Origin of the sequence: Minwuia sp. IMCC3009 (genome assembly GCF_029909415.1) — a bacterium.
Taxonomy (GTDB): Bacteria; Pseudomonadota; Alphaproteobacteria; order Minwuiales; family Minwuiaceae; genus Minwuia.
In genome coordinates, this window is sequence record NZ_CP123781.1 from 1440321 (window position 1) to 1465765 (window position 25445).

At 63.6% G+C, this 25445-nt stretch carries 22 protein-coding genes; 12 read left to right on the top strand and 10 right to left on the bottom strand.

The window, feature by feature from the left end; translation table 11 throughout:
• The first annotated feature begins 156 nt into the window (after positions 1-156).
• Positions 157-534 carry a VOC family protein gene (locus tag QGV55_RS06830; protein ID WP_281017591.1) on the top strand — a complete coding sequence of 126 codons (378 nt, stop codon included), beginning with the start codon at positions 157-159 and terminating at the stop codon, positions 532-534.
• On the opposite strand, the gene hydA is transcribed toward QGV55_RS06830, so the two are convergent.
• From hydA to QGV55_RS06880, 10 genes are all read right to left on the bottom strand, one after another.
• The gene (hydA, locus tag QGV55_RS06835; protein ID WP_281017590.1) at positions 527-1954 is read right to left on the bottom strand and encodes a dihydropyrimidinase; all 1428 of its coding nucleotides are present in this window, start codon (positions 1952-1954) and stop codon (positions 527-529) included. The genes QGV55_RS06830 and hydA overlap by 8 nt on opposite strands.
• Before the next feature lie 11 nt (positions 1955-1965).
• Positions 1966-2700 (bottom strand): aspartate/glutamate racemase family protein, encoded by a 735-nt coding sequence (locus tag QGV55_RS06840; protein ID WP_281017589.1) that lies wholly within the window; start codon positions 2698-2700, stop codon positions 1966-1968.
• A 16-nt stretch (positions 2701-2716) separates the two neighbouring features.
• Positions 2717-5023: a xanthine dehydrogenase family protein molybdopterin-binding subunit gene (locus QGV55_RS06845; protein ID WP_281017588.1), complete on the bottom strand. Its 2307-nt coding sequence runs from the start codon at positions 5021-5023 to the stop codon at positions 2717-2719.
• Positions 5023-5535 carry a (2Fe-2S)-binding protein gene (locus tag QGV55_RS06850; RefSeq protein WP_281017587.1) on the bottom strand — a complete coding sequence of 171 codons (513 nt, stop codon included), beginning with the start codon at positions 5533-5535 and terminating at the stop codon, positions 5023-5025. Before QGV55_RS06850 ends, QGV55_RS06845 begins: the two co-directional genes overlap by 1 nt.
• Positions 5532-6392, bottom strand: coding sequence for an FAD binding domain-containing protein (locus tag QGV55_RS06855; protein WP_281017586.1), 861 nt, complete (start codon positions 6390-6392; stop codon positions 5532-5534). The genes QGV55_RS06850 and QGV55_RS06855 overlap by 4 nt, the downstream gene beginning before the upstream one ends.
• Positions 6393-6410: 18 nt before the next feature.
• Positions 6411-6923 carry an aromatic-ring-hydroxylating dioxygenase subunit beta gene (locus tag QGV55_RS06860; protein WP_281017585.1) on the bottom strand — a complete coding sequence of 171 codons (513 nt, stop codon included), beginning with the start codon at positions 6921-6923 and terminating at the stop codon, positions 6411-6413.
• An 11-nt stretch (positions 6924-6934) separates the two neighbouring features.
• The gene (locus QGV55_RS06865) at positions 6935-8212 is read right to left on the bottom strand and encodes a Rieske 2Fe-2S domain-containing protein (protein WP_281017584.1); all 1278 of its coding nucleotides are present in this window, start codon (positions 8210-8212) and stop codon (positions 6935-6937) included.
• A 26-nt stretch (positions 8213-8238) separates the two neighbouring features.
• The gene (locus QGV55_RS06870) at positions 8239-10233 is read right to left on the bottom strand and encodes a TRAP transporter fused permease subunit (RefSeq protein WP_281017583.1); all 1995 of its coding nucleotides are present in this window, start codon (positions 10231-10233) and stop codon (positions 8239-8241) included.
• Positions 10234-10272: 39 nt separating this feature from the next.
• A complete protein-coding gene (locus QGV55_RS06875) occupies positions 10273-11280 on the bottom strand; it encodes a TAXI family TRAP transporter solute-binding subunit (protein WP_281017582.1) in 1008 nt (335 codons plus the stop codon).
• 227 nt (positions 11281-11507) lie between these two features.
• Positions 11508-12404, bottom strand: coding sequence for a LysR substrate-binding domain-containing protein (locus tag QGV55_RS06880; RefSeq protein WP_281017581.1), 897 nt, complete (start codon positions 12402-12404; stop codon positions 11508-11510).
• Between the two features lie 321 nt (positions 12405-12725).
• On the opposite strand from QGV55_RS06880, the gene QGV55_RS06885 reads away from it, so the two are divergent.
• The 11 genes from QGV55_RS06885 to QGV55_RS06935 all read left to right on the top strand — a co-directional run bounded on the left by QGV55_RS06885 (position 12726) and on the right by QGV55_RS06935 (position 25400).
• Entirely contained in the window at positions 12726-13538 is an 813-nt protein-coding gene (locus tag QGV55_RS06885; RefSeq protein ID WP_281017580.1) for a phytanoyl-CoA dioxygenase family protein, read from the top strand.
• A 238-nt stretch (positions 13539-13776) separates the two neighbouring features.
• Positions 13777-14682 (top strand): TauD/TfdA family dioxygenase, encoded by a 906-nt coding sequence (locus QGV55_RS06890; RefSeq protein ID WP_281017579.1) that lies wholly within the window; start codon positions 13777-13779, stop codon positions 14680-14682.
• Positions 14682-16994 carry a xanthine dehydrogenase family protein molybdopterin-binding subunit gene (locus QGV55_RS06895; protein ID WP_281017578.1) on the top strand — a complete coding sequence of 771 codons (2313 nt, stop codon included), beginning with the start codon at positions 14682-14684 and terminating at the stop codon, positions 16992-16994. The genes QGV55_RS06890 and QGV55_RS06895 overlap by 1 nt, the downstream gene beginning before the upstream one ends.
• Positions 16991-18001: a 2-oxoglutarate and iron-dependent oxygenase domain-containing protein gene (locus tag QGV55_RS06900; protein WP_281017577.1), complete on the top strand. Its 1011-nt coding sequence runs from the start codon at positions 16991-16993 to the stop codon at positions 17999-18001. The genes QGV55_RS06895 and QGV55_RS06900 overlap by 4 nt, the downstream gene beginning before the upstream one ends.
• Positions 17994-19406, top strand: a complete 1413-nt coding sequence (locus QGV55_RS06905) for an MmgE/PrpD family protein (RefSeq protein WP_281017576.1) — start codon at positions 17994-17996, stop codon at positions 19404-19406. The genes QGV55_RS06900 and QGV55_RS06905 overlap by 8 nt, the downstream gene beginning before the upstream one ends.
• On the top strand, positions 19397-20326 hold the full coding sequence (locus QGV55_RS06910) for a polysaccharide deacetylase family protein (protein WP_281017575.1): 930 nt from the start codon (positions 19397-19399) through the stop codon (positions 20324-20326). Before QGV55_RS06905 ends, QGV55_RS06910 begins: the two co-directional genes overlap by 10 nt.
• Positions 20323-21336 (top strand): D-2-hydroxyacid dehydrogenase, encoded by a 1014-nt coding sequence (locus QGV55_RS06915; protein ID WP_281017574.1) that lies wholly within the window; start codon positions 20323-20325, stop codon positions 21334-21336. Before QGV55_RS06910 ends, QGV55_RS06915 begins: the two co-directional genes overlap by 4 nt.
• Positions 21333-22187, top strand: a complete 855-nt coding sequence (locus tag QGV55_RS06920; protein ID WP_281017573.1) for an ABC transporter permease — start codon at positions 21333-21335, stop codon at positions 22185-22187. Before QGV55_RS06915 ends, QGV55_RS06920 begins: the two co-directional genes overlap by 4 nt.
• Positions 22184-23116, top strand: coding sequence for an ABC transporter permease (locus QGV55_RS06925; protein ID WP_281017572.1), 933 nt, complete (start codon positions 22184-22186; stop codon positions 23114-23116). Before QGV55_RS06920 ends, QGV55_RS06925 begins: the two co-directional genes overlap by 4 nt.
• A gap of 62 nt (positions 23117-23178) precedes the next feature.
• Entirely contained in the window at positions 23179-24252 is a 1074-nt protein-coding gene (locus QGV55_RS06930; RefSeq protein WP_281017571.1) for an extracellular solute-binding protein, read from the top strand.
• A 71-nt stretch (positions 24253-24323) separates the two neighbouring features.
• On the top strand, positions 24324-25400 hold the full coding sequence (locus tag QGV55_RS06935; RefSeq protein ID WP_281017570.1) for an extracellular solute-binding protein: 1077 nt from the start codon (positions 24324-24326) through the stop codon (positions 25398-25400).
• The last annotated feature ends 45 nt before the right edge of the window (positions 25401-25445 follow it).

Here is a 25445-nt window from a genome sequence, read left to right on the forward strand (position 1 = left end):
GTTCCCCGGACGGACGGTATGAAGGACCGCCTGCAGCAGAGAATGTCGGTTGAATCCTGACGGTTTGAATTTGTCAGAAATCCGGAGGACTGGTACTTAAGGTGAGGTGGCAATTCAGTTTTCCTGTATCCGATCAACGCCCCGTCTGGACGTCTCATGAAAATCACCAGCCTCGACCATATCGTCCTCAACGCCACGGATGTCGATGCGATCATCGACTTCTACAGCAGTGTGCTGGGCATGGAGCCGCGTGAGGAAGCGCCGGGGAAATGGTCACTGCATTTCGGCAGCAACAAGATCAGCCTGAACGACGCGAACAATGCCCCGCCGATTGCCAGGGGCAGCGTGCCGGGCAGCGGGAACTACTGCATTCTGACCGATGTGCCGATGGACGAGATCGTGGCCCATCTCGGGGCGCACGACGTCGCCATCGAAGCGGGACCGGGGGAGCGGATCGGGGCGACAGGCCCCATCATGTCGGTCTACTTTCGCGACCCGGACAACAATCTGATCGAGCTCAGCAACCTCATCTGACGGCCAGTGAAGGCTCCGGCAGGGGCGGGTTCGGCCGTTCGCAGGGCAGGAATGTCCCGTATCCGGGGGACTGGAGCGTCTCTCCTTCCTGACTGACAACCTGTCCGCGCACGAGCGTCGTGACCGGCCAGCCGGTGACCTCGATCCCCTCATAAGGAGTATAGTCGACGGCGTGATGCAGATCGGCGTTGGCGATCGTGACCTTCCGCTCCGGATCCCAGATCGCGATGTCCGCATCCGATCCGATGGCGATGCTGCCTTTGCGTGGACTCAGTCCATAGATCTGCGCCGGTTGCGTGGCCGTGACCCGCACGAAGGTCGGCAGATCGATCCGGCCCTCCGAAATGCCGTTGAACAGCAGGGGCAGCCGCGTTTCCAGGCCCGGCACGCCGTTCGGGACATAGCGGAAGGACGCGTCGGTGCCATGCAGCATCTTTCCGGCCGGATCCTCGAACCGGAACGGTGCGTGGTCCGATGAGAATACCTGGAAGGTGCCGTTCCGAAGGCCCGACCAGATGACTTCCTGATTGGCCTTGTCGCGCGGCGGCGGGCTGCACAGGCATTTCGCCCCCTCGAAGCCGGGCTTCGCCAGATCGTCTTCAGTCAGATAGAGATACTGCGGACAGGTTTCCGCATAGACCCGCAGGCCGCGACCCTGTGCCGTGTGAATCTGCTGCACGGCCTCCCGGCCCGAAACATGGACGATCAGCACCGGCACATCGACGATCTCCGACAGGCTGATGGCACGATGCGTGGCTTCCCGTTCCACCGGCATGGGGCGGGAGACCGCGTGGTAGATCGGCGTGGTCAGTCCCGCCTGTTCCAGCCGATCAGTCAGCCAGCTGATGACGTCACTGTTTTCCGCATGGACCATGACCATGGCCCCCTCCCGCCGCGAAAGGGCCAGCACCTCCAGGATCTGCCGGTCATTCAGCTTCAGGTCGTCATAGGTCATGTAGATCTTGAAGGACGTGTATCCACGCGCGATCAGGCTCGGGAGTTCCTGTCCGATCACGTGCGCGGTCGGGTCGGTGACGATCAGGTGGAAGGCATAGTCGACCACTGCCTTGCCATCCGCGCGTTCGTGATAGTCCTTGACGGCCTCGGTCAGCGATCCGCCCTTCATCTGCAGTGCAAACGGCAGGATCGTTGTCGTGCCGCCAGCCGCGGCGGAACGGCTGCCGCTCTCGAACCCGTCGGCGCAGATGCTGCCGTCACCGGATGGCTGGTCAAGATGACAGTGCGCGTCGATGCCACCGGGCAGCACAAGCCTGCCTGTCGCGTCGATCTCTCGCGTGCCGGATCCCAGATTCGACCCGAGGGCCGTGATGATGCCGTCCGTGACGCCGACATCGGCGCGGAAACTTTCCGAAGCAGTGCCGACGGTACCGCCGCGTATCACGAGATCGAAGTCAGCCATGGTCCGCTCCCTCAAAGATCGCCGAGATCGGTGAACAGTCGGCCCCAGCCCTCGATATGACGGGGCGGTACGCCGGCGGCGCGCAACGCGCCCCACACGGCAGTCGAAATGCTGTCATAGATCGGGATGCCGATTTCCGGCTCCATTTCCTCCGCCAGCGCGGCCCCGGCCAGGTTGGTGCAGAGGATGACAATTCCGTCGGGCTTGGCCTGCGCGACATCCCGGATCATCTCCCGCAACTGGTCCGGGGTTGTCAGGGCGAAGTCGAAATTGACCTTCACACCGAGATGACGCTCGGCGACGCAGTCGTAGCCTTCCGATCTGAAGTTCTCGATGATTCCGGTCTGGACGTCGTCGATGTAGGGGGTGACCAGACCAAAGGTCCGTACCCCTGCCAGCTTGAAGATCTCCGAAAGCGCCAGCACCGAGGACGAGGCCTTGATTCCCGTACGCGCCTCGATTGCCTCACACAGGGCGACGTCCTTGTCGAAGCCCAGCCATCCGGCTGACGTGCCATTCCAGCAGAGGGCATCGCAATGTGCGTCTGCCAGCAGGTCTGCGGCGGTCAGCATCGGCTCCAGATCGAACTGCGCAAGCGCCTGGTCGCTGAGTGATATCTCGGTGACCCTGAAGCGTCCGAAGTGCGCGGTTGCCTCGGGCATTCCGGCCAGCATGGCGCTGGTCACCGGTTCCAGTATCGTGTTGGAGGATGGCGTCAGCATCCCCAGGCGCAGCGGGTTTGTCATCTGTCAGTCTCCATGATCATTCGGCGGCTGCATCGAGCGCGGCCAGCACTTTCTCCGGGGTGAAGGGCAGGCTGGTCAGGCGCACGCCGGTCGCATCCTCGATGGCGTTCGCGACGGCGGCCGAGACGCCCAGCATTCCGGCCTCGCCGACGCCCTTGGCCCCCATCGGACCCGGACCCATACCCTGTTCCAGAATGAAGGACTGATAACGGTCGGGCAGGTCGCTGGCACGGGCCACGCGATAGTCCAGTGGCGTGGGGACGGCCAGCTCGTCTTCCTCGTTGTAGGTGATCTCCTCGAACAGCGTCTGGGCAAGGGCCACCAGGGTGCCGCCCTCATCCTGTCCGCGGACACCGCCGGGGTGCAGCGTGTGTCCCGCATCCACACCCGTCACCAGATCGTTGATGTGGATCTCTCCGGTCTCCCGGTCGACGCTGAGCGACACACCGACCCAGTGGGGCATCCAGTAGAGATGCTTTGCGCCGAAGGGGGCATCGGCTTCCTTGGGATACTGGACGAACCCGTCTGCACTCAGTTCGAAGCCGAAACGGCCGAACTTCTTCCGGACTAGCTCCTTCAGATCGAGCGACAGGCCCTTGCCCGTTACCTTCCACTCGCGCAGATCCAGATCCGCGGCCGCACAGTCCAGTTCGCCCGCCGCCAGTTCCAGTATCTCGCCCCTCAGCTTCTGCGCGGCGCGCCAGACCGCGTTGCCGGTCAGCGTTGTCGCACAGCTTGCGTGGGTGCCCTGGTCGAACGGCGTCACATCCGTGTCGATAGCGGCGTAACGGACCCATTCGCGAGGCACCTTCAGAACGTCGGCAACCAGCCCGCTGATGACGGTGGTTGCGCCCTGACCGATCTCGATCGCGCCACAGAGCACCAGTACACGGCCGTCGGTTGTCACCTTCACCGTGGCCTTGCCAAGGCGTCCGAAACTTCCCCCGTCCTTCAGTCCGATGGCGAAGCCCTTGCCGTGCGCCCAGGGTCCGTCGGTCGGCACATCGACATGCCGGAGATCACTGACAACACGGTCGAGACCCTCCGCGAAATCGGCATCGACCTTGCTGTCGCCGTCCTTGAAGGGCTCGCCCGGCGGGATCAGATTGAGCCGCCGGAAGGCAATCGGATCCATCCCGATCCGTCGGGCGATCATGTCGATCTGGCTCTCTGAGGCGTAACTGGCCTGGGTGCCACCCATTCCCCGATAGGAACCGGCCGGTATCGTCGTGGTCCGGATCACGCGCGAATGGGCGTGGTAGGCCTGCCAGCGGTAGGGGCCGGACGACCGGTAGGCCGCGCGTGCGCAGACCTGTGCGCTGGCATCGGCATAGGCACCGCCGTTCAGGTCGATCTCCGTGCGTCTGGAAAGCAGTTTGCCCTGCGCGTCGACAGAGGTCGTCAGCACCAGATCGCCATCGTGCTGGCTGAGGGTCAGCATCGACTCGTCCAGGGTCATCAGCAGGCGCACCGGCGCATTGGCCAGCATCGTCAGCAACACGGCCAGCGGTTCGTGCTTGCAGTAGCTCTTGCCGCCGAACCCGCCGCCGACATAGGCGGTGCGCACGCGGAAATGGCCTTCCGGCAGACCGAACAGTTCCGAAAGGTCCTGGCGCAGGACGAAGGGGTCCTGATTGCACGACCAGAGCTCGATGCGGTCGGTCAGCTGCTGGGCAACGCAGATCCAGGGCTCCATGTAGAAATGCCCGATCCGCGAGAAGTGGAAGCGGTCGGTGAAGACATGGGCCGCACCTGCCTCGACGGCGTCGATGTCGCCATCCTCGAAGTCATAGGAGAACAGCACGTTCTTGGCGGGTTCGTTCGCCGTCCGCGTATCCCGTCCGAGCTTCATCGGGACGTTGGGATGCTTCTGGTCGAACAGCTCGGGCGCAGCGTCCGATCGTGCCTCATGAATGTCCATGACGGGCGGCAGTAGCTGATACGAGACATGGATCAGTTCCATCGCACGGAAGGCCGTGGTCTCGTCGACGGCAACGACTGCGGCAACGACATCCCCCTCGAACCGCACGCGGTCGGTGCAGATGACGGGCTGATCGTGGACCCAGTTGCCGTAAGTGGTCTGTTTCAGCAGGCCCAGGTCACGGCCCGTCGCTACCAGGCGCACGCCTTCGACGGCCTCTGCCCTGGACGTGTCGATGGCGATGATCCGTGCGTGCGCATGCGGGCTGCGCAGCAATCGGGCTTCGAGCATGCCGGGCAGGGTGATGTCCCCTGCAAATGGTCCTTCGCCGCTTACCTTGTCACGTGCATCCTGACGGGCAGTGTCGCTCAGCTTGAGGTTCTGGCGGAGTGTATCGGGCATCAGTCCGCAGCCTCCGCCGTGGTTGTCTGTGCTTGTGCCTGGCGTTGCGCGGCCACCATCTCGATGGCTTCGATGATGGTCTGATAGCCGGTGCAACGGCAGACGTTGGCGTCCAGCCAGTCGCGGATGGTCTGGCGGTCGGGTGACGGATGCTCCGCCAGCAGGGCCGTCGCCGACACCACCATGCCGGGTGTGCAATAGCCGCACTGGAAGGCGGAACACGCGATGAAGGCCTGTTGCACGTCGGTCAGCCCGGTGGCGTTCCCGGACAGGCCCTTCACGGTGGTCACCTCCCGGTCCGCGACCAGAAAGGCAGGTGTCAGACAGGATGTTGTCGGGATGCCGTCCACCAGCACGGTGCAGACGCCGCAGACACCCTGATCGCAACTGACGCGGACGTCGATCTCACCCAACTGCTCGCGCAGCAGGTCGGCCAGCATGACCTGCGGCTCGACGGCGGCGGTACGCCCGACACCATTCAGCCGGAACTTCAGGGCGATCAGATCACTCATGCGGCGCTCGCCTTTCTGGATGTTGCAGTGCCCACAAGCAGTCGCGACAGCACCACGGGGACGGCGCGCCGACGCCAGACGCCCGAGATATTGACGCGTTCCCGCATGATCGGCAGACCGTTGCACCAGTCTTCCGCAACGCGGCGCGCTAGTGCCGGTGACAGCGGCAGGTCAGCACCCGCCGGCAGGTCAAGCCGTGCCACCCGGGGCAGGTCGTGCGCGCCCGCCACCGCCGCGTGCCAGGCACCGTCGCCATTGTGTCCGACAGTGACCAGGAACCCGGGCAGGTGACTGCGGTCATGCTTCAGGACCCGCGCACCGGCAGGGATGCGCACTTCGGTCAGCAATGCGCCGAAGGCAGCCGGCTTGGTGGAACTCGAAAGCCAGGCGGCCGGCAGTTCGATGGGTCCGTCGACGGTTGCGAAGACGACCGTCGCGCCGGTCGCCATCAGTACCGGCAGAATGTCGTAGTGCGCCTTGCGGGCCATCAGATTGCCGCCGACCGTGCCCTGATGGCGAATGCGGACATTGGCGATCGGTGCCCAGGCCGCCGCGACGTCGGGCAGGGCGTCAAGCACCAGGCCGTTCCGTCCCAGTTCGTTCAGACGGACACCCGAGCCGATGCTGATGTATCCCTCGCCGACCGTGATCGTGCGAAGCTCCGCAATGTCGCGCAGCAGAACGATATCGGTCCATTCGACACCGGTCTTCATGCCATTCAGGAGGTCGATGCCTCCGCCCATGAAGGCGGAGTTGGGCAACGCGGCACGCGCGGTCACCGCTTCGTCTATGGTTCCGGGCCTGTGCAGCCGGAAGGGCGCGATGCGCTTCCGGCTTCTGGGGACGGGATCAATCATCGGGGTGTCGTCCTTGGCTCAGAGATAGATCGCCATAAGCTGATGGGCGGCATCGCAATTGACCATGCGGACGGTCTTGCTGCGGATCGCCAGACCGTCGGCGGTTTCCGTCAGGCGATACAGGTAGCGTCCGCCATAGACCGTCTGTTCCTCGACGCGGTACTCCAGCATCAGGAAGCAGGCGCTTGCCTCGATGTCGCCGTCCGTATCAGGCGACGGCCCGACCATCACGTTGGTGACCAGATGCGTCGTCCGGGACGGCGGTGTCTGGGCGTGGACCTCCGGGTGGCGCAGACGGCGCACACGCATCTTCATCATCGTCCTGTCGTCGTACATGATGGAGGCGCGCGTATCGGGATCGGTCTGATCGTCGGCTGTCGGCACCCAGTAGACGCCGTCGTCGGTGAACAGGTCCATCCAGTCTTCCCAGCGCTTCTCGTCCAGCATGCGTGCCTCGGCGTAGAGGAACTGTTCGATCACGTCGCGGGCGGGCAGGTCGGCTGCTTGGGTCTTGGCCAGTGTGGCGGTCATCGTCATCCCTCTCAGGCGCTCATGTATTTCAGCCAGACGTCGTTGTACTGCTGCCGCAGCACGAACTCGCTGGATCCCGGCGCGCCAAGCCCGCCGTAGTTGTTCGGGGTTTCGGCACCCATGTGACGCGCGAACATCACCCAGTCCGAGCCCTGTGCATGCAGACCCTCCTGCGCGCGTTCGAACACCGCGACGTCGTCGGTCTGGATCATCGAGGCCGGGGAGTGCGTCGCCGCGACCGAACGGACCGCGTATCGGTTCCATGCGTCCGGCGCGCCCTTGAACAGGATCGGATAGATGCGGACTTCGGTCCGGTTCACATCGATGGGCATCACCATGCGGAAATGCTGCCCCATCGCCTGGAACGTCAGGTTGGGATAGATCATCGAATTGAAGCGGTCGTAGGTCAGTATCTCGCGCGTGCGTTCCTCACCATGCCGCTCGACCAGCATCGCCTTCAGTTCCTTGAACGCCATGCCGTCCGGATCGGGAACCTGGGGCACGGCACCCTGGTAGCCGTGACCGTTGGCGAAGCCGTGGACACCCATGGGATCGAAATCGACCGGGCTCCTGGTGCCGGGCTTGTAGAAGCTGGGGCCGCCGCCATGCCTGGAGAACTGGCGTCCGTCCTCATCCAGTGTCGAATGATGGGCGAACGGGGCGTGATACAGATCGACGCCATTGTCCATCTGCAGCTTCCAGTTGGCGCGCACGATGTATCGGTTGCACCCGGCCTGGGCCAGGATCTCGCCGTCCGGTGCGCGATCACACAGGTCGTCGATGCTGCCCTTGATCGGGCCAAGATGATCGTCCAGCGACATTCCGTCGGGACTGAGAGACACGAAGATGAACCCGCGATAGCTGTCCACCCGTGGCGGGCGGCCGAGATCAAGCGACGGGTCCTTCATGAATTCGTCGCTGTAGCCGTCCTTGTAGGGGATACCTGCCAGTTTGCCGTTCGCGCGGTAGTTCCAGCCATGATAGGGGCAGCGGAAACCGGGGCTGTTGCCTTCCGCGGTGGCGCACAGCTTCACCCCGCGATGGCCGCAGCGGTTGAACATCACATGGACCTCGCCATTGCGGTCCCGGGTGATCAGAAGCGGCTGTCGGCCGATGCGGGTGGTGATGTAGTCGTTGGGATCTGGCACCTGGCTCTCGTGCGCCACGAAGACCCACATGCGCCCGAAGATGCGATCCATCTCCATCTCGAAGATGTCCGGATCCACGTACAGCCGCCTGTGAACCCGGTCTGGTTTGACCATGGTCTGCAGATCGTCATGGGCATACATCGGCATTGTTCTCCCCGGGATACGGTTCAGGATTCGGACTTGGTGGGGCGCATCGCGCCGATGAGCGCGTCTCGCCAGATGAAGATGCTGAGCAGCGCGCCGAGCACGAGCAGGCCGAGGCCCAGCATGCGCAGGTCGGTGGATGGCACGATCAGCAGGACGCCCGCTGCGCCGAACAGGCCGCGTTCGATCAGGTTCAGCCGGGCGAACATCCAGCCCTGGACCCCCGATGCGATCAGCATGGCGCCGGCAAAGGAGGCGATCACCGCCCAGATGTTGAAGATTTCCCCTTCACCCAGCAGCAGACTGGGCGAACCGACGATCAGGAACGGCATCAGATAGGCGATCAGGCCCATCTTCATGGCCGTGAATGCAGTGGCCCAGATATTGGCGCCCGCGATCTGTGCGGCGGCAAATACAGCCAGGCAGACCGGCGGTGTGATGTGGGACAGCAGGGCGGCATAGAAGACGAACATGTGCGCGGACAGCCGGTCGATGCCGATCTCGATCAGTGCAGGCACCCCGATGACGGAGACCAGCATGAAGGCGGCGACCGTGTTCATGCCCATGCCGAGTATGAGGCAGGCCATGACGATGCAGATCAGCACCAGTGCATACTGACCACCTGCCAGGGCGATGATCGCGCTGCTCGCGTTCAGGGCGAGCCCCGTCATCGTGAAGGTGCCGATGATCAGGCCGACGGCGGCGCAGGTGGCCAGGATCATCAGCGAGTTCCGTGCGCCGAGGATCAGCGCCGAAACGATCTCCTTCGGACCCAGTCGCGTCTCGGCGCGTATCCAGCTTACCGCCACGATCAGACAGACGGCGAAGAAGGCCGCACGCAGTGGTGAAACGCCGGCGGTCAGCAGCGCAATCAGCGCGATCATCGGGATCATCAGGTGGCCCCGGCGCTTCAGGACCGGAACCAGTTTCGGCTTCTCGTCCAGGGGCATGCCCTTCATGCCTGTCTTCACCGCTTCGAGATGGATGAACCAGAGCAGGCTGGAGAAGAACAGCGCGGCGGGCAGAATGCTTGCCACGACAATGGTTGGATAGGACACACCGGCGTAGGCGGCGACAATGAATGCAGCCGCACCCAGCACGGGCGGCATCAGTTGTCCGCCATTGGATGCCAGGGCCTCGATCGCGCCCGCAGTGGCGCGCCGATACCCCAGTCGGGCCATCATCGGGATCGTGAACTGCCCTGTCGTATAGACATTCGCGACCGAAGAGCCGGTGACCGATCCGACCATCGCGGAGGCCAGTACGCCGACCTTGCCCGGACCGCCGCGCGTGTGCCCGGCAATGGCGGATACGAACTCGACGAAGAAATCGGCTGCACCGGCACGCTCCATGAACGCGCCGAAGATGATGAAGACGACGATGTAGGTTGCCGCGACGCCAAGGGCCGTGCCCCAGATGCCATCCACGGTGAGATACATGAAGTCGGTGATCTGAATGATCGAGAAGCCGCGGTGGGAGATCATGCCGTCGGGCAGGAACTCACCGAGATAGGCATAGGCCAGCGCCACGAGCGTACCGATCACCAGCACCCAGCCTGTCAGCCGCCGCGTCGCCTCCAGCACCAGCGCGATACCAACGAACGACAGGATGAGCTCCAGCGTCGTCGGGGCAAAGGCCGCTGTCAGTGGCCAGCGATTGGCCAGATAGTCGGGGGAGAACGCGATGTAGCCGAATGCCGGCACGCACAGCAGGGCAAGCAGCCAGTCGTACCAGGGGATCGAGCGTGGCGTATCCCCCTCGGCTGTGGCCATGCCGCCTGCCGGGATGACGAGGAAGACCAGCGCCAGACCGACCATCAGGGGGAAGGCGCGCTGGGTGAAGGGATAGTAGGTGCCGTCAAAGGCCGTGAAGAGATGGAAGCCGGCAAGCACCACCCCGAGGGTGGCGACCAGCAGACGGCAGAGCCCGCCCCAGCCCGTTTCCATGAGGGCAGATGTCTCGCGACGGATCATGTCGGTCACGCGGTCTGCCATGGAAGCCTGGGTTGGAGCGGTCATCTTCTGCCAATCTGCTGGATGGAGCTGCGGGAAGCCGGATCAGTCGATGAAACCCATTTCCTTGTAGTAGCGCTCGGCACCCGGATGCAGCGGGACCGCGCCCACGTTCTTCCAGGCCACGTTCGGCTCGTAGAACATGTGCTGCGGGTGCACGGCGTGGAACTTGTCCTTGTTCTCGGCGAGTGCCTTGGTCATGGCATAGACCAGATCATCGGACATGGCGGTGCGCACTCCGAAACCCACCACGGTGACCGGGGTCCAGTAGGCTTCATTGGTGCCGTTGTTGCCGTCATAGATGCCGGCAGGGACTTCCATCACGCTCTGGCCGAACTTGTCGGCGACGGTCTGGGCCACGGCCTTGCTGATCGGCACCAGCGTGAAGGGCTGCTTCGCGCCGATCTTGATGTACTGGTGATGCGGGTAGTAGGAGCCGCCGGTGAACCACATGTCCGCCTGGCCATCCATCACCATCTGCACGCCGTCGGAATGCGAGGTGAAGATGATCTTGCCGCCAAAGGACTCGACCTTTTCCCGGGTCAGCCCATAGGCGTCGAGAATGGCCAGCGCCTGGGCCGTGGCGAGCTGCGTCCGCTCGAACATGGCGATCCGCACAGGGATCTCGTCCTTCAGGATCTGCTCGAAGGACGTCACGCCGCTCTCGACCGTGGCTACCGCCTGCGCTGCGCTGGGGCCGCGCACGGCGGCCAGCATGCGGAAGTCGTATTTCGTGCCGCCGGGGCCTTCGCCGCGATAGGCCATGGTGGCCAGAGCATTCTCCAGCACGGCCACATCGGCGAGGCTGGAACCGGGCTGAAGCCGTTCGACGTTGGCCCAGCCGCCACCCGGAATGACGGTCGTGTTGGCGTCGGGAATGTCGGACTTGATGTATTCGGCAAAGGCAGCGGCGGCCTTGAAGTAGCCACCACCGGGAGAACCGGCGGTAATGGTGATCTTCTCGGCCAGGGCCGAAGACCCGGCCATACCGACCGATGTGGCAATCAGAATGGCAGCCAGTGCACGGTTCTGTCGAAGCAGCTTCTTGAGCATCTCGGGTTACCTCACCTGTTTGGCGAAGCCATGGACCGGGCGACAAGTCTTCGGGATGCGGGCCGATCAGGCTCCTCGATGCCTGAAAGTGTTCAGGTCATGCCGCAGTGCAGCAAATCCAAATTCTGAATGGCCGCATTCGCCCTATCTATAGGCTGCCTCAATGGGAGGGGCCTGGGCCGGGCCGGATCGCAGTGTCCGGGCGGCGCGCGCACAGGGTCCGGAATTCAGGCAGGCACCGGCTGGGGCTGACTTCGGGCAAGCGCCTCGCGCGCAGCCAGATCCGTGAAGCACTTGATGATCCGGTTGGAGGCACGCTCGGCCAGGCAGACGACATCGACGGTCGCATCGCACTCCAGATCCCGGATCGGCAGCACGTCGATCGAGTCGGTGGGAATGTGGCCCTCCTCGAAGATGACGCCGATCCCGAGATTGCGCTGAACCGCGGCAACGATACCTTCACGGCTGCCGATCTGTGCCGACCATTTCAGATGCAGCCCGTCGCGGCGGGCGGCATGCTCCAGGCAGGCGCGCACCGCCGAACCGCTTTCGCGGCAGATCAGGGGTTCCTGTGCCAGTTCTGCCAGCGTGACCGAATGGCGACCTGTCCAGCCGTGCTGCTTCGGCAGCAGAACCACCAGCCGCCGCTTCCGGAACTTGAGACACTGATAGGTGTCCTCGTAGTTCATGCCCGACATGATCGCGACATCGATCTCATGCGACAGGAGGTGGTCCTTCAGGCTGTTCGAGTTGGAGAACATGATGCTGACATCGATGCCGGGATAGCTCTCCCGCATGGCCGCGGTCAGGTCGATGGCGTCGTAGGGACCATAGGTGCCGATGGTGATGCGACCGTTACGGAGCGCACGCGCGCCTGAAAGGAACTCCCGGCATTCGCGCTGCATGTTTTGCCATTCGTCGACCATCAGGAAGAGAGTGTTGCCTGTCTCGGTCAGTCTGGCGCCGGATGCCGACCGAAGAAACAGCTCCACGCCATAGGTCTTCTCAAGCTCGCGAACCTGCGTGGTGATTGTCGGCTGGCTGACGTTGAGGTCGCGCGCCGCGCCCGTGAAGCTGCCTGCCTTGCCTACTGCGTGGAATGCCCTTGCCTGTGTTGGTGTCATAGCCTCACCCTATTGGGAATATAGAGTATTCGGATTTGCGTAGCGTTGCGTTCGGGCGAATTCTGCGTTCGCCACAGGCCTGTCACTCCAGACCATGTCATGACGCGCAAGACCTGTGCCTAACCGAAGCGAGCGATGCAACGGCAGCACAAGAGACTGTAACAAAAAGGAAATCCGGTATTTGCCCCGAGTGGTCTGGAACTGCACCAGCGTGTTGCTGCCTTGGGTTTGTGCAATGACTGTCGAATTCTTGTGCGTGCCTGAAAAACAGTCAGTTCTGCGAGTATGCATCAACGCACCTCAAGTCGAGGAGAGATCAGAATGTCGACGCCACTGAGCCGGGAACAGGTTGAGCACTATGAAACCGAAGGATTCGTGACCGTCCCAGGACTGTTTACCAAGGATGAGATCGAACTGATTCTCGAGGCCGCCCTGGCCGATGAAAAACTGACCCAGGCGGCCTATTCCCGCACGGACCGGGAGGGCAACGAGACCCGCATGACGGTATGGGACGAGATGGGTGACGATATCTACAGTATCGCCATGCGCAGCCGTCGCGTCGCCGACGCGGTCGAGCAGCTGATCGGGGAGCCGATCTGCCATTACAATTCCAAGCTCAATGCCAAGGAACCGAAGGTCGGCGGCAGCTGGGAGTGGCATCAGGACTATGGCTATGCCTATGGCTATGGCGTGCTGGCACCCAGGATGGCGACCTGTTTCATCTCCCTTGATCCCTCCACGCGGGAAAACGGCTGCATCGAGATGATGGCGGGCTCGCATCGTCTGGGGCGTATCGATCATGCCTTTGTCGGCAAGCAGTACTGTGCGGACCAGGATCGGGTAGCCGTCGCCGAGGAGAAACTGCCGGTCATCCCCTGCGAGCTTGATGCCGGCGATGCCGTGTTCTTCCATTGCAATACGCTGCATCGTTCCAGCGCCAACCGCTCGGAACGTCGGCGCTGGGCGCTGATCACGGTCTTCAATGCGCTGTCCAATCTGCCCTTCAAGGAGGGGCCGCATTCCGGCCTGCACCCGGTAGACAAGGTCGATGACGATGTGCTGCGCACCTGTCGGGGGCGGGTCAGCGCGGCGGGGAAGGTGTTTCAGGGCCAGGCCTACAATCCGGCCGCCTGAGGACACGAAGAGACGCATTTCTCATCCAGCAGTCAGATCCGCAAATCACAGGAGGCGGGGCCCCGGCGTCCCGCCTCCTTCCCTTTCTGCGCCACTCCACGACGTGGCCGGGCGCATAGCTCGTCTCTATGCCCCGATATGAAAAATGAATTTGTGCAGTGCGGCATGGCAACGGAGCATTTGAGGCAAGGAAAGCCCCGCCGAAGGGCTGACCGACCCAGCTTCAGGAGGCTCCACGTTGACCCTATCCGCCACCAGCGAACCGGCTCCGGCCGCAGCTCATGCGGGCGCAGGCAAGCTTCCGAGGGTCACGCCGATCGATGCCCCGCTCGGCTGTGTCGTCGACCAGATCGACCTCTCGCAGATGCCTTCCGCCGAAGCGGCAGGCGTGATCCGTGAAGCCTTCCTTGAGCACAGGCTGATCGTCTTTCCGCAGCAGAAACTGCACGAGGCGGCGCTGGTACAGGTCAGTCACCTGTTTGGCGAACCCGTCGTGCATCATGTTGGCGAGTACCTTGATGCGGACTTTCCGCAGATCATGCGGCTGTCCAACAATACGGTGGACGGCAAGCCGCTTGGTGCGCCCAACAATGGCATCTACTGGCATTCCGATCAGATATTCCGTGAACAGCCGATGCTGGCAACGCTGCTCTACGGTGTCGAGACGCCTGCCAGGACCGGGGGCGATACGCTCTTCTCCGACATGTATGCGGCCTTCGAGGCGCTGTCCGAGGAGATGCAGGCGCGACTGCTGCCTTTGAAGGCGGTTCACAGCTTTGTCGCCAGCTACGAGCGCAATTACATACGTGCACGGAAACTGAGTGCTCAGGAGAAGGCCGACAATCCGGACGTCACTCATCCGGTGGTCCGGACCCATCCTGAAACCGGTCGCAAGTCGCTGTTCGTCGATCCGGACTCCGTGACCCGCATTCTCGGGGTCAGTGATGAGGAGAGCGCCGAACTGCTCACCTTCCTGTTCGCCCATATCGAGGACGCGCGTTTCGTCTACAGGCACGCCTGGCAGCAGGGGGACCTGGCGGTCTGGGACAATCGCTGCCTGATGCATTGCGCGACGAGCTACGACGACTCCAGCGAGATCCGCCTGATGTTCCGGACCCAGACGCAGGGGGACCGGCCGTTCTGATGGGGTATGAGCATGCACCTTCGTCGGATTTTCGGTTTGGTGGCGCGCCGCGCCGCCTTGAAGACGAACGCTTCCTGCGCGGCAGGGGCGCCTACCTCGAAGATCTGGATCATACCGGAGCGCTTGTTGCACTGGTGATCCGGTCCGATTGCCCGCATGGCAGGATCACCCGGTTCGATGTTTCAGCCGCATGCGAACTTGACGGAGTCGCCGCGATCCTCACCGGCAAGGACGCGCTGGCCGATGATCTCGGAACGATCCCGCCCAACAATGTTCCGACTTTGAAGGGTGTGCCGCTGGCCGTCGATGGGCCGGATGTCCGCATCCTGCCGCACGAGACCGTTCGATATGTCGGGGAGCCGATCGGCCTGATCGTCGCCGAGGACCTTGCGACGGCCCAGGCCGCCCTGGACCTGATCGACGTCGAGTATGACGCCCTGCCGTTCGCGCTCTCTCCGATGGATGAGGCTGCCGAGCCCGGTTACAGCCTGCACCATGGCGACACGGCCGAGACCGATGCCGCGTTCGAGAAGGCCGCGCACAGGGTCACCATCCGTCTGGTCAATCAGCGGGTTGCGGCTGCCCCCATGGAGACACGCAGCGCGATCGCTTTCCCCGTGTCGGGCAGATACGCCGTCACAACGGGCACGCAGGCGCCGCATCTGACGCGCGACGTGCTGGCACGCGACATGTTCGGAATTCCGCCCGATGAACTCCGGGTCATCACCCCGGATACGGGTGGCGGGTTCGGAACCAAGGCGCCGATCTACCGGGAGCAGGCCCTGGTGCTCTGGGCTGCACGACGTCTGAATGCACCGGTGAAATGGGTCGCCAGCCGCAACGAGAGCTTCCAGTCGGATGCCGCCGGTCGCGACATGATCTGGAACCTGGAACTGGCGCTGGATCAGGAGGGCCGGTTCCTGGGACTGCGGGCCAACGTGAAGGCCAACCTGGGTGCCTATCAGTCCCTGTTCGGTGCTGTGCCGGCCAATGTCGGTCTGGCCGCACTCGGCGGGGTCTACACGATCCCCACCGTCGATATCCGCTCGGCTGGCTACTTCACGCATACGACGCCGGTGGATGCCTACCGCGGTGCCGGCCGTCCCGAGGCGATCTATGCGCTGGAATGTCTGATCGGCAAGGCGGCAAGGCAGATCGGGCTTTCGGGTTTCGAACTCAGGCGCCGCAACCTGATCCCGACGAGCGCGATCCCGTTCCGGACGGTGATGGGCGCGACCTATGACTCAGGTGATTTCGACGCGGTGCTGTCGGCTGCGGAACAGGTCTCGGGATTTGACGGGTTCCCGTCACGGAAGTCGGAAAGCGAAGCAAGGGGCCTGCTGCGCGGGTTTGGCGCCGCAGCCTATGTCGAGCGCGCCGCTGGCGGTGCGGAGGAAGGCGCGCGTATCGAACTGGATGATTCCGGTGGCGCTGACGTGATGGTCGGCAGCATGACAGCGGGACAGGGCCATGCCACCGCACATGTGCAGCTGGTATCGCAGCGCCTGGCGCTTGATCCTTCCAGGATCAGGTTTCATCAGGGCGATACCGATCAGGTCTCCCGGGGTGTCGGGACGTTCGGGTCGCGGTCGCTGGCGGTGGGCGGTTCGGCACTGCACCGGGCGGTCGATACGCTGGTCGAGAAGCTGACCCCGGTCGCGGCAGCAGTGCTGGAGTGCGCGGAAGCGGACATCGCATTCGGGAAGGGCGCTTTCACCATCAGTGGAACGGATCGCAGCGTCGCGATCACGGAACTGGCGCGGCTGGCCCATGCGGACCGCCTGCCTGGGGGGATCGCGTGTGATCCGTCCTCCGATGGCGCTTTCCAGCCGGTAGAGCCGACCTATCCGAACGGCATGCATACCGCCGAGGTCGAGATCGATCCCGAAACGGGCACCGTCCGTCTGGCCGGATATGCGGCAGTCGATGACTTCGGCAACGAGATCAATCCGATGCTGGTCGATGGCCAGGTGCATGGCGGTGTGGGGCAGGGGGCCGGGCAGGCGCTGATGGAACAGGTCATCCACGACCCTGACAGCGGGCAGCTCATGACGGGCACGTTCCTTGACTACACCATGCCGCGCGCTGCCGATTTTCCCGAGATGGTGCTGTCCAGGTCGCCGACGCCCTGCCTGAACAACCCGCTGGGCCTGAAGGGCTGCGGCGAGGCTGGTGCCATCTGTGCGCCGCCGGCCATCATGATCGCGATCATGGACGCGCTGGCACCGCTGGGTGTCACCCACATCGACATGCCCGCAACACCATACGCAGTCTGGCGCGCCATTCAGGCCGCCGGGAAGGACGCTGCATGATCCGGCTGACGCAGACCACCATGGATGAGGACATCGTCCCCGTCATCGATTTCGCCCCCTTCCGCGAAGGCGGTGAGATTGCGCGGCGGCGCACTGCCGACGAGATCGACCGCGCCTGCCGGTCGATCGGTTTTCTGGTGATTGGCGGCCACGGAATTCCGCAGGAACTGATTGACCGGGCATTTGCCATATCGCGCACGTTCTTCGCCCAGAGCACCGACACGAAGATGCAGGCCGCGCCGCCCGACAAGACGATTCCCAGAGGGTATCAGGCATTTGCCTCCAAGCGGCTGGCGGCCACGCTGGGGATCGACACCCCGCCGGACCTGCGGGAGCAGTTCTTCATGGGCCCGCCCGAGGACCACAGTGATCTGGTGGCGGCCTATCCGGATGCCGAAAGGTTCTACGCGACCAATATCTGGCCGGAAGCGCCGGATGGCTTTCGCGAGACGATGACAGAGCTCTACCGGGCCTTCGAACGGCTGGGCAGCGACCTCATGACCGCCTTCGCACTGGGCTTGGGCCTGCCGGAAGACTATTTCGCCAGTCGGATCGACCGGCATTTCAGCACCGGGACGACAAATCTCTATCCGGCACTTCAGACAGCCCCCGAGGAGGGACAGCTCCGCACCGGAATGCACACCGATTTCGGCAGTCTGACCCTGCTCCTGCGGTCGGAAACGGTCGGCGGTCTGCAGGTCCAGGGCGACGATGGCGACTGGTATGATGTGCCGGACATACCGGGGACGCTGGTCGTCAATATCGGCGACATGATGGCCCGCTGGACCAACGACCAGTGGCGTTCGACGCTGCATCGCGTGGCCAATCCACCCACTGTCGATGGCACGCAGCCGGACCGTCAGTCCATGGCCTACTTCCTGCACCCCAACTACGACAGCATGGTCGAGGCATTGCCCGGCTGTGTCACCGCAAGTCACCCCGCTGCCTATCCGCCGATCATGGCTGGCGAACATATGCGCGAGAAACTGGTGAAGCGTGTTGTCTGAAGCCCGCAACATGACACCGGATGCCGCGACCGCGCCGCTGGGCCTGACGACGCAACTGTCGGAATGGTGCGCGCAAAGCCGCGCCGAGGACCTGCCGCACGAGGTGCTGGCGGATACCAAGCTGCGGCTGCTGGACACCCTGGGCCTGATCCTGGGAGCGGCGGACACGCCCATCGGTCGCGCCGTGCGTACTGCAGCGCTGGAGATGGGGAGCGGCTCGGACGCGTTCTCCCTCGGAACCGGCGACTGTCTGCCCGCAGGGCTGGCGGCACTGATCGACGGCACGCTGGCCCATGCCGCCGATTTCGATGACACGCACGACCTTTCCGTTGTTCACCCCAGTGCGGCCATCGTGCCCATGGCGCTGGCGTTGGGGCAGGCGCGGAAACTGACGGGGCTGGAGGTCCTGCACGCAATCGCGATCGGCAACGAGATCAACTGCCGGATCGGATCCGGTGCGCCGGGCGGCTTTCACCGGCACGGGTTTCACCCGACCAGTGTGGTCGGCACGCTTGCGGTTGCGATCACGGCCACGGTCCTGACCGGCGGCACGGCCGCTCAGGCCGTTCATGCGGCAGGCATCGCGGGCAGCCAGGCCGCGGGACTGATGGAAGCCTTCGCCGACGGCACATGGTCCAAGACGCTGCACCCGGGCTGGGCCTGCCATGCCGGCATGGCCGCAGCAAGCCTGGCGAAGGCCGGTTTCACGGGTCCTGCATCCATCCTGGAAGGCCGTTTCGGTCTCTACCGCTCGCACGTCCAGGACGCGGATTACCCGTTCGATCTGGACACGGTGACTGACGGACTGGGCACGCGCTGGACGATGCTGGACTGTTCGTTCAAGCCGTATCCCTGTGCCCATGCGATCCATCCGTTCGTCGATGCGGCACTGGCGATCCATGGCAAGATCGAAGGCGGCACAGCCGATGTCACGGCAATCCGGGCGCTGGTCGGGACGACATACCAGCCCCTGATCTGCGAACCCATGGATGCCAAGCGCGTTCCGCTGACACCGACCCACGCGCGCGCCAGCCTGCCATACGCGGTCTCCGTCGCGCTGCATCGTGGTGCGCTTGGGCCGGATGACTACTCGGAAGAGGTGATCGGCGACCGGACTGTCCTGTCACTGGCGGAGCGCTTCACCTACGCGACCGACACCGTCAAGGCACCTGCCGGGTTCCGGGGGGTGCTGGAGGTCACGATGTCTGACGGGGTCGTGCATCGCCATGTCGAGCCGGTCAATCGCGGCAGCCGGACCAATCCGATGCCGTCGTCGGAAATGATCGGCAAGTTCCGGCTTGGCGCGGCGCGCCATGACCGGGGCAGACAGAACGCCATCATCGAGGCGATCGATCATCTGGAAGACGCGGCTTCGATCAATGGGCTGGTGCGCGCATGCCTGTAGAACTGGATCGCGATCTCGTCGGCTACGGCCCGACCCCACCGGACCCCAGATGGCCCGGCGGTGCGCGTCTGGCACTCAATTTCGTCCTGAACTACGAGGAAGGCTCGGAACCCAGCCACCTGGACGGGGACGGCGTGTCCGACTCGGGTCTGACCGAGCTTGGTACCGCCGCCTCCGGTGTGTCCGGTCGCGACCTCGCGGCGGAATCCATGTTCGAATATGGCGCCCGCGTCGGCGTCTGGCGGCTGCTCAGGCTCTTCCGCGAACGGGGCTTGCCGTTGACCGTCTTCGCCTGTGCGCGGGCGATGGAACGCAATCCGGCGGTGGTCGATGCCATCGTGGACGGGGGCTATGACATCTGCGCGCACGGATTGCGCTGGATCAAGCACACCGACCTGGATGAGGCGGAAGAGCGCCACCAGATCGCCGAGGCCTACACGATCATCGAGCGGCTCACGGGCACGGCACCCGGCGGCTGGTACTGCCGCTACTCACCGGGACTGAACACCCGGCGGCTGATCGTCGAACATGGTGGCTTCACCTATGACAGTGATTCCTATGCGGACGAACTGCCGTTCTGGAAGCAGGTTCAGGGGGCATCCCATCTGGTGGTTCCCTATTCGCTGACCACGAACGATACCAAGTTCGTCCGCGGCGGCATGTCCATCGGCGAACAGTTCACGACATTCCTGCGCGACAGTGTGGAGATGCTGGTGGAGGAGGGGGCAACCCATCCGAAGATGATGTCCGTCGGACTGCACGCCCGCGTCATCGGCCATCCTGCACGGGCGCGGGCTCTGGCATCGTTCCTCGACGAGATGGCGGCGCGCGATGACTTGTGGATCACCCGCCGGATCGACATCGCCCGGCACTGGATGACGGAATATCCCGCACCCTCCCGCAGTGGAGGTGACAGATGAGACTGGTCGCCTTCCTGCCCGACATGCAGCCGGAACTGACATCCGCCTTCGCCGGTGCATCGGACATCGACCTTGTCCTGGCGGGTGACGAGGGCACCTTTGCGCGGCAGTTGCCCGGCGCGACAGCCGCCGCGCTCTACAGCGGGTCCTACAATGACCGTCTGGCCGAATGCTTCGACCGGTCACGGGACCTGGCCTGGGTGCAGGCGGGATCGACCGGCTATGACCGGTTGCTTCACTTCGGCATTCCGGATGGTGTCCGGATCTCCACGGCAGGCGCGCTCTGGGCCGGGACGGTTGCCGAACATGCGCTGGCACTGATCCTGGGTCTGCTGCGTCGGCTGCCACTGGCGGAAGCACAGAAGGCCGAGGGCCATTGGGACCGGGAGAGGATCCGCGAATCCGTGACGGTCCTGGAGGGGACCCGGGTTGCGATCATCGGAATGGGCGCCATCGGGCAGGCCATCGCCACCCGGATCGCAGCGTTCGGCGCGGACATCATTGCCGTTGTCCGCGACCCTGAGACCGTCGCACCCGGGGTGCGCCAGCAGGCCCGCGTGGTCACCGACATGGCGGGACTTCTCGGCCAGCTTGACGATGTGGACATCGTGGTGCCTGCGGTACCGCTGAATGCCGCAACCGAGCGGCTGATCGATGCCGCCTTCCTCGACCGGATGAGGCCGACGGCCTTGCTGGTCAACATCTCCCGGGGCGGCGTCGTTGACGAGAAAGCCCTGATCGATGCGCTCTCGCAGAAGCGGCTCGGCGGGGCCGGACTGGATGTCTTCGAGGTCGAGCCATTGCCCTCCGACAGCCCGCTCTGGTCCTTCGACAATGTCATCCTGACGCCGCATGTCGGCGGCTTCGGTGATCCCCGCCGGCTGGCCACGCTCGCGGAGCTGATCCTCGAGAACGCGAAACGCTTCAGCACTGGTGCGCCCCTGCTGAACGAGATCGAACGACCTTCCCCCGAGCGCAAGCCTGAACTGCTGACGGAGACACGCGCGTGACCGTTCGCTGGGATCTGCTTCTGATTCCTTCCTTCCTGTTCACCTTCATCCTTTTGTCCGTCTCCCAGACACTGTTTCTGGAAGGCAGCTTCTACAAGGATCTGGGGCTGGGCAGGACGGGCGATACCCTCGACCTCGTGAACTACGTCCGGGTTTTCACCGACGGCTTCTATCTCACGACCCTCTGGATCACGGTCAAGGTCTCGGCGCTCGCCACCATCTGCACGCTGGTGTTCAGCTTCCCGGTTGCCTACGTGATCGCCCGGATGCGCTCGAGCTGGGGCATGATCCTGCTGTCGGGCATCGTCGTGTCGACCTTCATCACCATCGTGATCAAGGTCTTCGGGATCATCATCATCTTCTCGGCGGACGGCTGGCTGAACCAGTTCCTGATGTCGACCGGGATCACGACCGAACCCTATTCGATCATCGGCACCCAGGAAGGTGTCGTCATCGGGCTGATGTACTTCACGCTGGGGTTCGGTGTGCTGACGCTCTACAGCGTCGTGCAGACGATCCCGACATCGCTGGAGGAGGCTGCCGAGATCCATGGGGCGAGCCGCCCCCGGATGTTCCGTCGCGTGATCCTGCCGCTGGCGATGCCGGGGCTGGTCGCGGGCGGGCTGATGGTCTTCAACATGTGCATGGGGGCCTTCACATCGGCCGCGCTGCTGGGCGGGGGCAAGGTCTTCACGCTGCCGGTCCTGATCCAGCGCACGATCATGATGGAAGTGAAATATTCGATGGCCGGGACGCTCGCCGCCGTACTGCTGGTCGCGGTCATCCTGATCAACGTGCTGTCGATCATTCTGATACGCCGGATGCACTTCGCACGCGGGGTGCTGGCATGAGCGCCCGTGAGGATGGTCTGATCGCCGCAGACGCGGTGCGCGCGACACCGGACACACGTGCGGTGGCCGCCGGAAAGGCAATGCGCTGGCGCAGCCGCCAGGCCGTCAATTTCTGGCTCAAGTGGGTCATGGTGGTGCTGGCCTATGTCTTCCTGCATGCGCCGCTGATCGTGGTCATCGGTGCCTCCTTCAATGGCGGTGGCGAGTATGCGGCGATCGAGTTCCCGCCCGCATCGCCATCGATCGAATGGTATTTCGAGATCCCGATGCAGCAGTTCGAGGCTCTGGGACTGAGCTTTGCCCTGGCCAGCCTTGCATCACTCTCTGCCGTCATCATCGGCGTGCCGGCAGCCCTGGGCCTTGTACGCTCCAACCTGCCCGGCAAGACGCTGATCGGGGTCGTCTTCCGGTCGCCGCTGCAGATCCCCGCCGTGGTCAGCGGCATCGCCTTCCTGCAGATGTACTATCTGGTCGGCGACGCCACCGGCTTCTTCGCGCAGGGCAGCTTCATCGGTCTGGCCATCGGCCACATCTTCATTGCCATCCCCTATGTCGTCGGCACGGTCGTGGCTGTGCTGCAGCGGTTCGATCACCGTCTGGAAGAGGCCGCCCTGAGCCTTGGCGCCAGCCCCTGGCGTACCTTCAGGCGGGTCACGCTGCCCGTCATCATGCCCGGTGTCTACGCGGGCGCGCTCTACGCCTTCATGGTGTCGTTCGGCGACGTTCCGCTGTCCATCTTCCTTACCGCACCAGGCTACGTGACCTATCCGGTCGAGCTGTTCTCGGCGCTGGAGAACGACTTCGATCCGTCGATCCTGGCCTCCGGCACGCTCGTCATCCTGTTCTGCCTGGTCGTGATGATCGTGGTGCAGCGGGTCGTCGGACTGGACGCACTTCTGAAGATCGGCGGCACAGGAAAGGGACGATAGATCCCCGTGCCGAAATTGGGAGGCCCCTTCCCGAAAGGGATAGCAACAGAGGAGACCAAGTGGTGAGACACGGAATTGCAAGGACACTGACGGTGCTTTCGGCGCTGACAGCTTCAATCGCTCTCAGTCCCATGGCCATGGCGGATGGCAAGTTCGATGGGGTCACGCTGCGCATCGCGACATGGGGTGGCTCCAACAAGGCCGCGATCGAGCAATCGATCGTCCCGAAGTTCGAGGCGCTGGGCGGCAAGATCGAATTTGTCACCGGCAGTCCGCAGGCGAACTTCGCCAAGCTGATTGCAGCGCGCGGACGCGCCCCGTTCGACGTGATGGAGATCCTGGACGCGCAGCTTCCCGACTTCGCCCAGACCGACTATCTGGCGAAGATCGACCTCTCGAAGGTGCCGAACACCAAGTACCTGGAATCCTGGTCGTACAACGAGATGGGCATGGCGTCCTGGCTGACGCAGGAAACCATCTGCTACAACACCGAGAAGTACGCCGAACTGGGTCTGCCTGCGCCGACAACCTATCGCGATCTGGTGACCCCGGAACTGAAGGGCCGGATCTCGATCCCCGACATCACCTCCGGCGGTGGCCTTGCCAACTTCGCGGCAATCAGTATCGCGGCGGGTGGTGACCTGAAGAACGTCAAGCCCGGCATCGACCTGATCCAGGACATGAACGTGCTGAAGTTCTGGTCGCGCGGCGGTGAGACCGTGACCCAGTTCCAGACCGGCGACATCTATGCCGCCGTGGTTCACGCAGGCTGGTGCGTGCGTGCCAAGAATGCCGGCAGTCCCGTGCAGACCGTTCATCCGGTCATCAAGGACGACATTGTCGGGGTGCAGAAGTACGGCCGCCTCGGGATCATGAAGTCATCCAAGAACTACGATGCGGCGCTCTGGTACGTGAACGAGTTCGTTGGCATCGACAATCAGTTCACCCTTGCCACGCAGACGGGCGTCTTCCCGACCAACAAGGAAGTTGTCGCGAAGCTGGGTTCCGATCCCGTGCTCAAGCAGATGCTTGAACTCGATCCCGCGAAGCTCGGGAAGCAGCTCCGCATCGACTACTCGCAGGTCAACATCAGTGACTGGGTCGATCAGTGGACCCGGGCCATCGTGACGAACTGACTGCCCGCGCTGCGGTGCCGGTCCCGGTGCCGCAGCGCCCCTGTCCCCACCGGATAAGAAGGAACCAGACAATGAGCATGAAATCGATGACACGGCTGACGACGGGACTGGCGGTTGCCGGTATCGTGAGCGCACTGGCGCTGCCCGCCGCGGCGGACGGCAAGTTCGACGGTGTGACACTGCGGGTCGCCACCTTTGGCGGATCGTGGAAGGAAAGCCTCGACGCGACCATCACCCCGAAGTTCGAGGCCCTGGGCGGCAAGATCGAATATGTGACCGGCAGCCCGCAGGCAAACCTCGCGAAACTGATCGCCGGGCGCGGACGGGCGCCGTTCGACGTGATGGAGATCCTGGACGCGCAGGTCCCTGACTTCGCGGCAACGGACTTCCTTGCCAAGATCGACCTGTCGAAGGTCCCCAACACCAAGTACCTGGCCGACTTCCAGTACAACGACATGATGGTCGCGTCCTGGAATACGCAGGAAACCATCTGTTACGACAAGGACAAGTTCGCGGAGCTTGGTGTCGCGCGGCCGACCACCTATTCGGATCTGGCGATCCCCGCGCTGGAAGGCCGTATCTCCATCCCGGACATCACGTCGGGCGGCGGTCTGGCCAACTTTGGCGGCTTCGCCTATGCGGCGGGTGGTGACGAGGTCAATGTCGAACCCGGCATCGAACTCATCAAGAGCCTGAAGGCGCTGAAGTTCTGGTCGCGCGGCGGCGAGACCATCACGCAGTTCGGCAGCGGCGACATCTATGCCGCCGTGGTCCATGCCGGCTGGTGCGTGCGCGCCAAGAATGCCGGTTATCCGGTGACCAGCGTGCATCCCGTGATCAACGACAAGATCAAGGGTGTTGCCAAGGAAGGCTGGCTCGGCGTCATGAAGTCCAGTGAGCACAAGGAAGCCGCTGTCTGGTTCATCAACGAGTATGTCGGCAGCGACTTCCAGTACCGGGCGGCCACCAAGAACGGCGTCATGCCGGTCAACCAGGAAGTGATCGCCAGGCTTGGCGAAGATCCGGTGCTGTCCGAGATGCTGGAACTCGATCCTGCAATGATCGCGAAGGCCCTGCGCGTCGATTACTCCAAGGTCGATACCAGCGACTGGATCGACCAGTGGAATCGGATGGTGTCCACCCAGTAGGGCGCACCATCACGATCAGACTCCTCACCCTCTCGAACATCAGGA

Bases quoted from the DNA above. Each gene is read 5' to 3' on its own strand.
- QGV55_RS06830 (WP_281017591.1), top strand. From the start codon at position 157: ATGAAAATCACCAGCCTCGACCATATCGTCCTCAACGCCACGGATGTC.
- hydA (WP_281017590.1), bottom strand. From the start codon at position 1,954: ATGGCTGACTTCGATCTCGTGATACGCGGCGGTACCGTCGGCACTGCT.
- QGV55_RS06840 (WP_281017589.1), bottom strand. From the start codon at position 2,700: ATGACAAACCCGCTGCGCCTGGGGATGCTGACGCCATCCTCCAACACG.
- QGV55_RS06845 (WP_281017588.1), bottom strand. From the start codon at position 5,023: ATGCCCGATACACTCCGCCAGAACCTCAAGCTGAGCGACACTGCCCGT.
- QGV55_RS06850 (WP_281017587.1), bottom strand. From the start codon at position 5,535: ATGAGTGATCTGATCGCCCTGAAGTTCCGGCTGAATGGTGTCGGGCGT.
- QGV55_RS06855 (WP_281017586.1), bottom strand. From the start codon at position 6,392: ATGATTGATCCCGTCCCCAGAAGCCGGAAGCGCATCGCGCCCTTCCGG.
- QGV55_RS06860 (WP_281017585.1), bottom strand. From the start codon at position 6,923: ATGACCGCCACACTGGCCAAGACCCAAGCAGCCGACCTGCCCGCCCGC.
- QGV55_RS06865 (WP_281017584.1), bottom strand. From the start codon at position 8,212: ATGTATGCCCATGACGATCTGCAGACCATGGTCAAACCAGACCGGGTT.
- QGV55_RS06870 (WP_281017583.1), bottom strand. From the start codon at position 10,233: ATGACCGCTCCAACCCAGGCTTCCATGGCAGACCGCGTGACCGACATG.
- QGV55_RS06875 (WP_281017582.1), bottom strand. From the start codon at position 11,280: ATGCTCAAGAAGCTGCTTCGACAGAACCGTGCACTGGCTGCCATTCTG.
- QGV55_RS06880 (WP_281017581.1), bottom strand. From the start codon at position 12,404: ATGACACCAACACAGGCAAGGGCATTCCACGCAGTAGGCAAGGCAGGC.
- QGV55_RS06885 (WP_281017580.1), top strand. From the start codon at position 12,726: ATGTCGACGCCACTGAGCCGGGAACAGGTTGAGCACTATGAAACCGAA.
- QGV55_RS06895 (WP_281017578.1), top strand. From the start codon at position 14,682: ATGGGGTATGAGCATGCACCTTCGTCGGATTTTCGGTTTGGTGGCGCG.
- QGV55_RS06900 (WP_281017577.1), top strand. From the start codon at position 16,991: ATGATCCGGCTGACGCAGACCACCATGGATGAGGACATCGTCCCCGTC.
- QGV55_RS06910 (WP_281017575.1), top strand. From the start codon at position 19,397: ATGCCTGTAGAACTGGATCGCGATCTCGTCGGCTACGGCCCGACCCCA.
- QGV55_RS06915 (WP_281017574.1), top strand. From the start codon at position 20,323: ATGAGACTGGTCGCCTTCCTGCCCGACATGCAGCCGGAACTGACATCC.
- QGV55_RS06925 (WP_281017572.1), top strand. From the start codon at position 22,184: ATGAGCGCCCGTGAGGATGGTCTGATCGCCGCAGACGCGGTGCGCGCG.
- QGV55_RS06935 (WP_281017570.1), top strand. From the start codon at position 24,324: ATGAGCATGAAATCGATGACACGGCTGACGACGGGACTGGCGGTTGCC.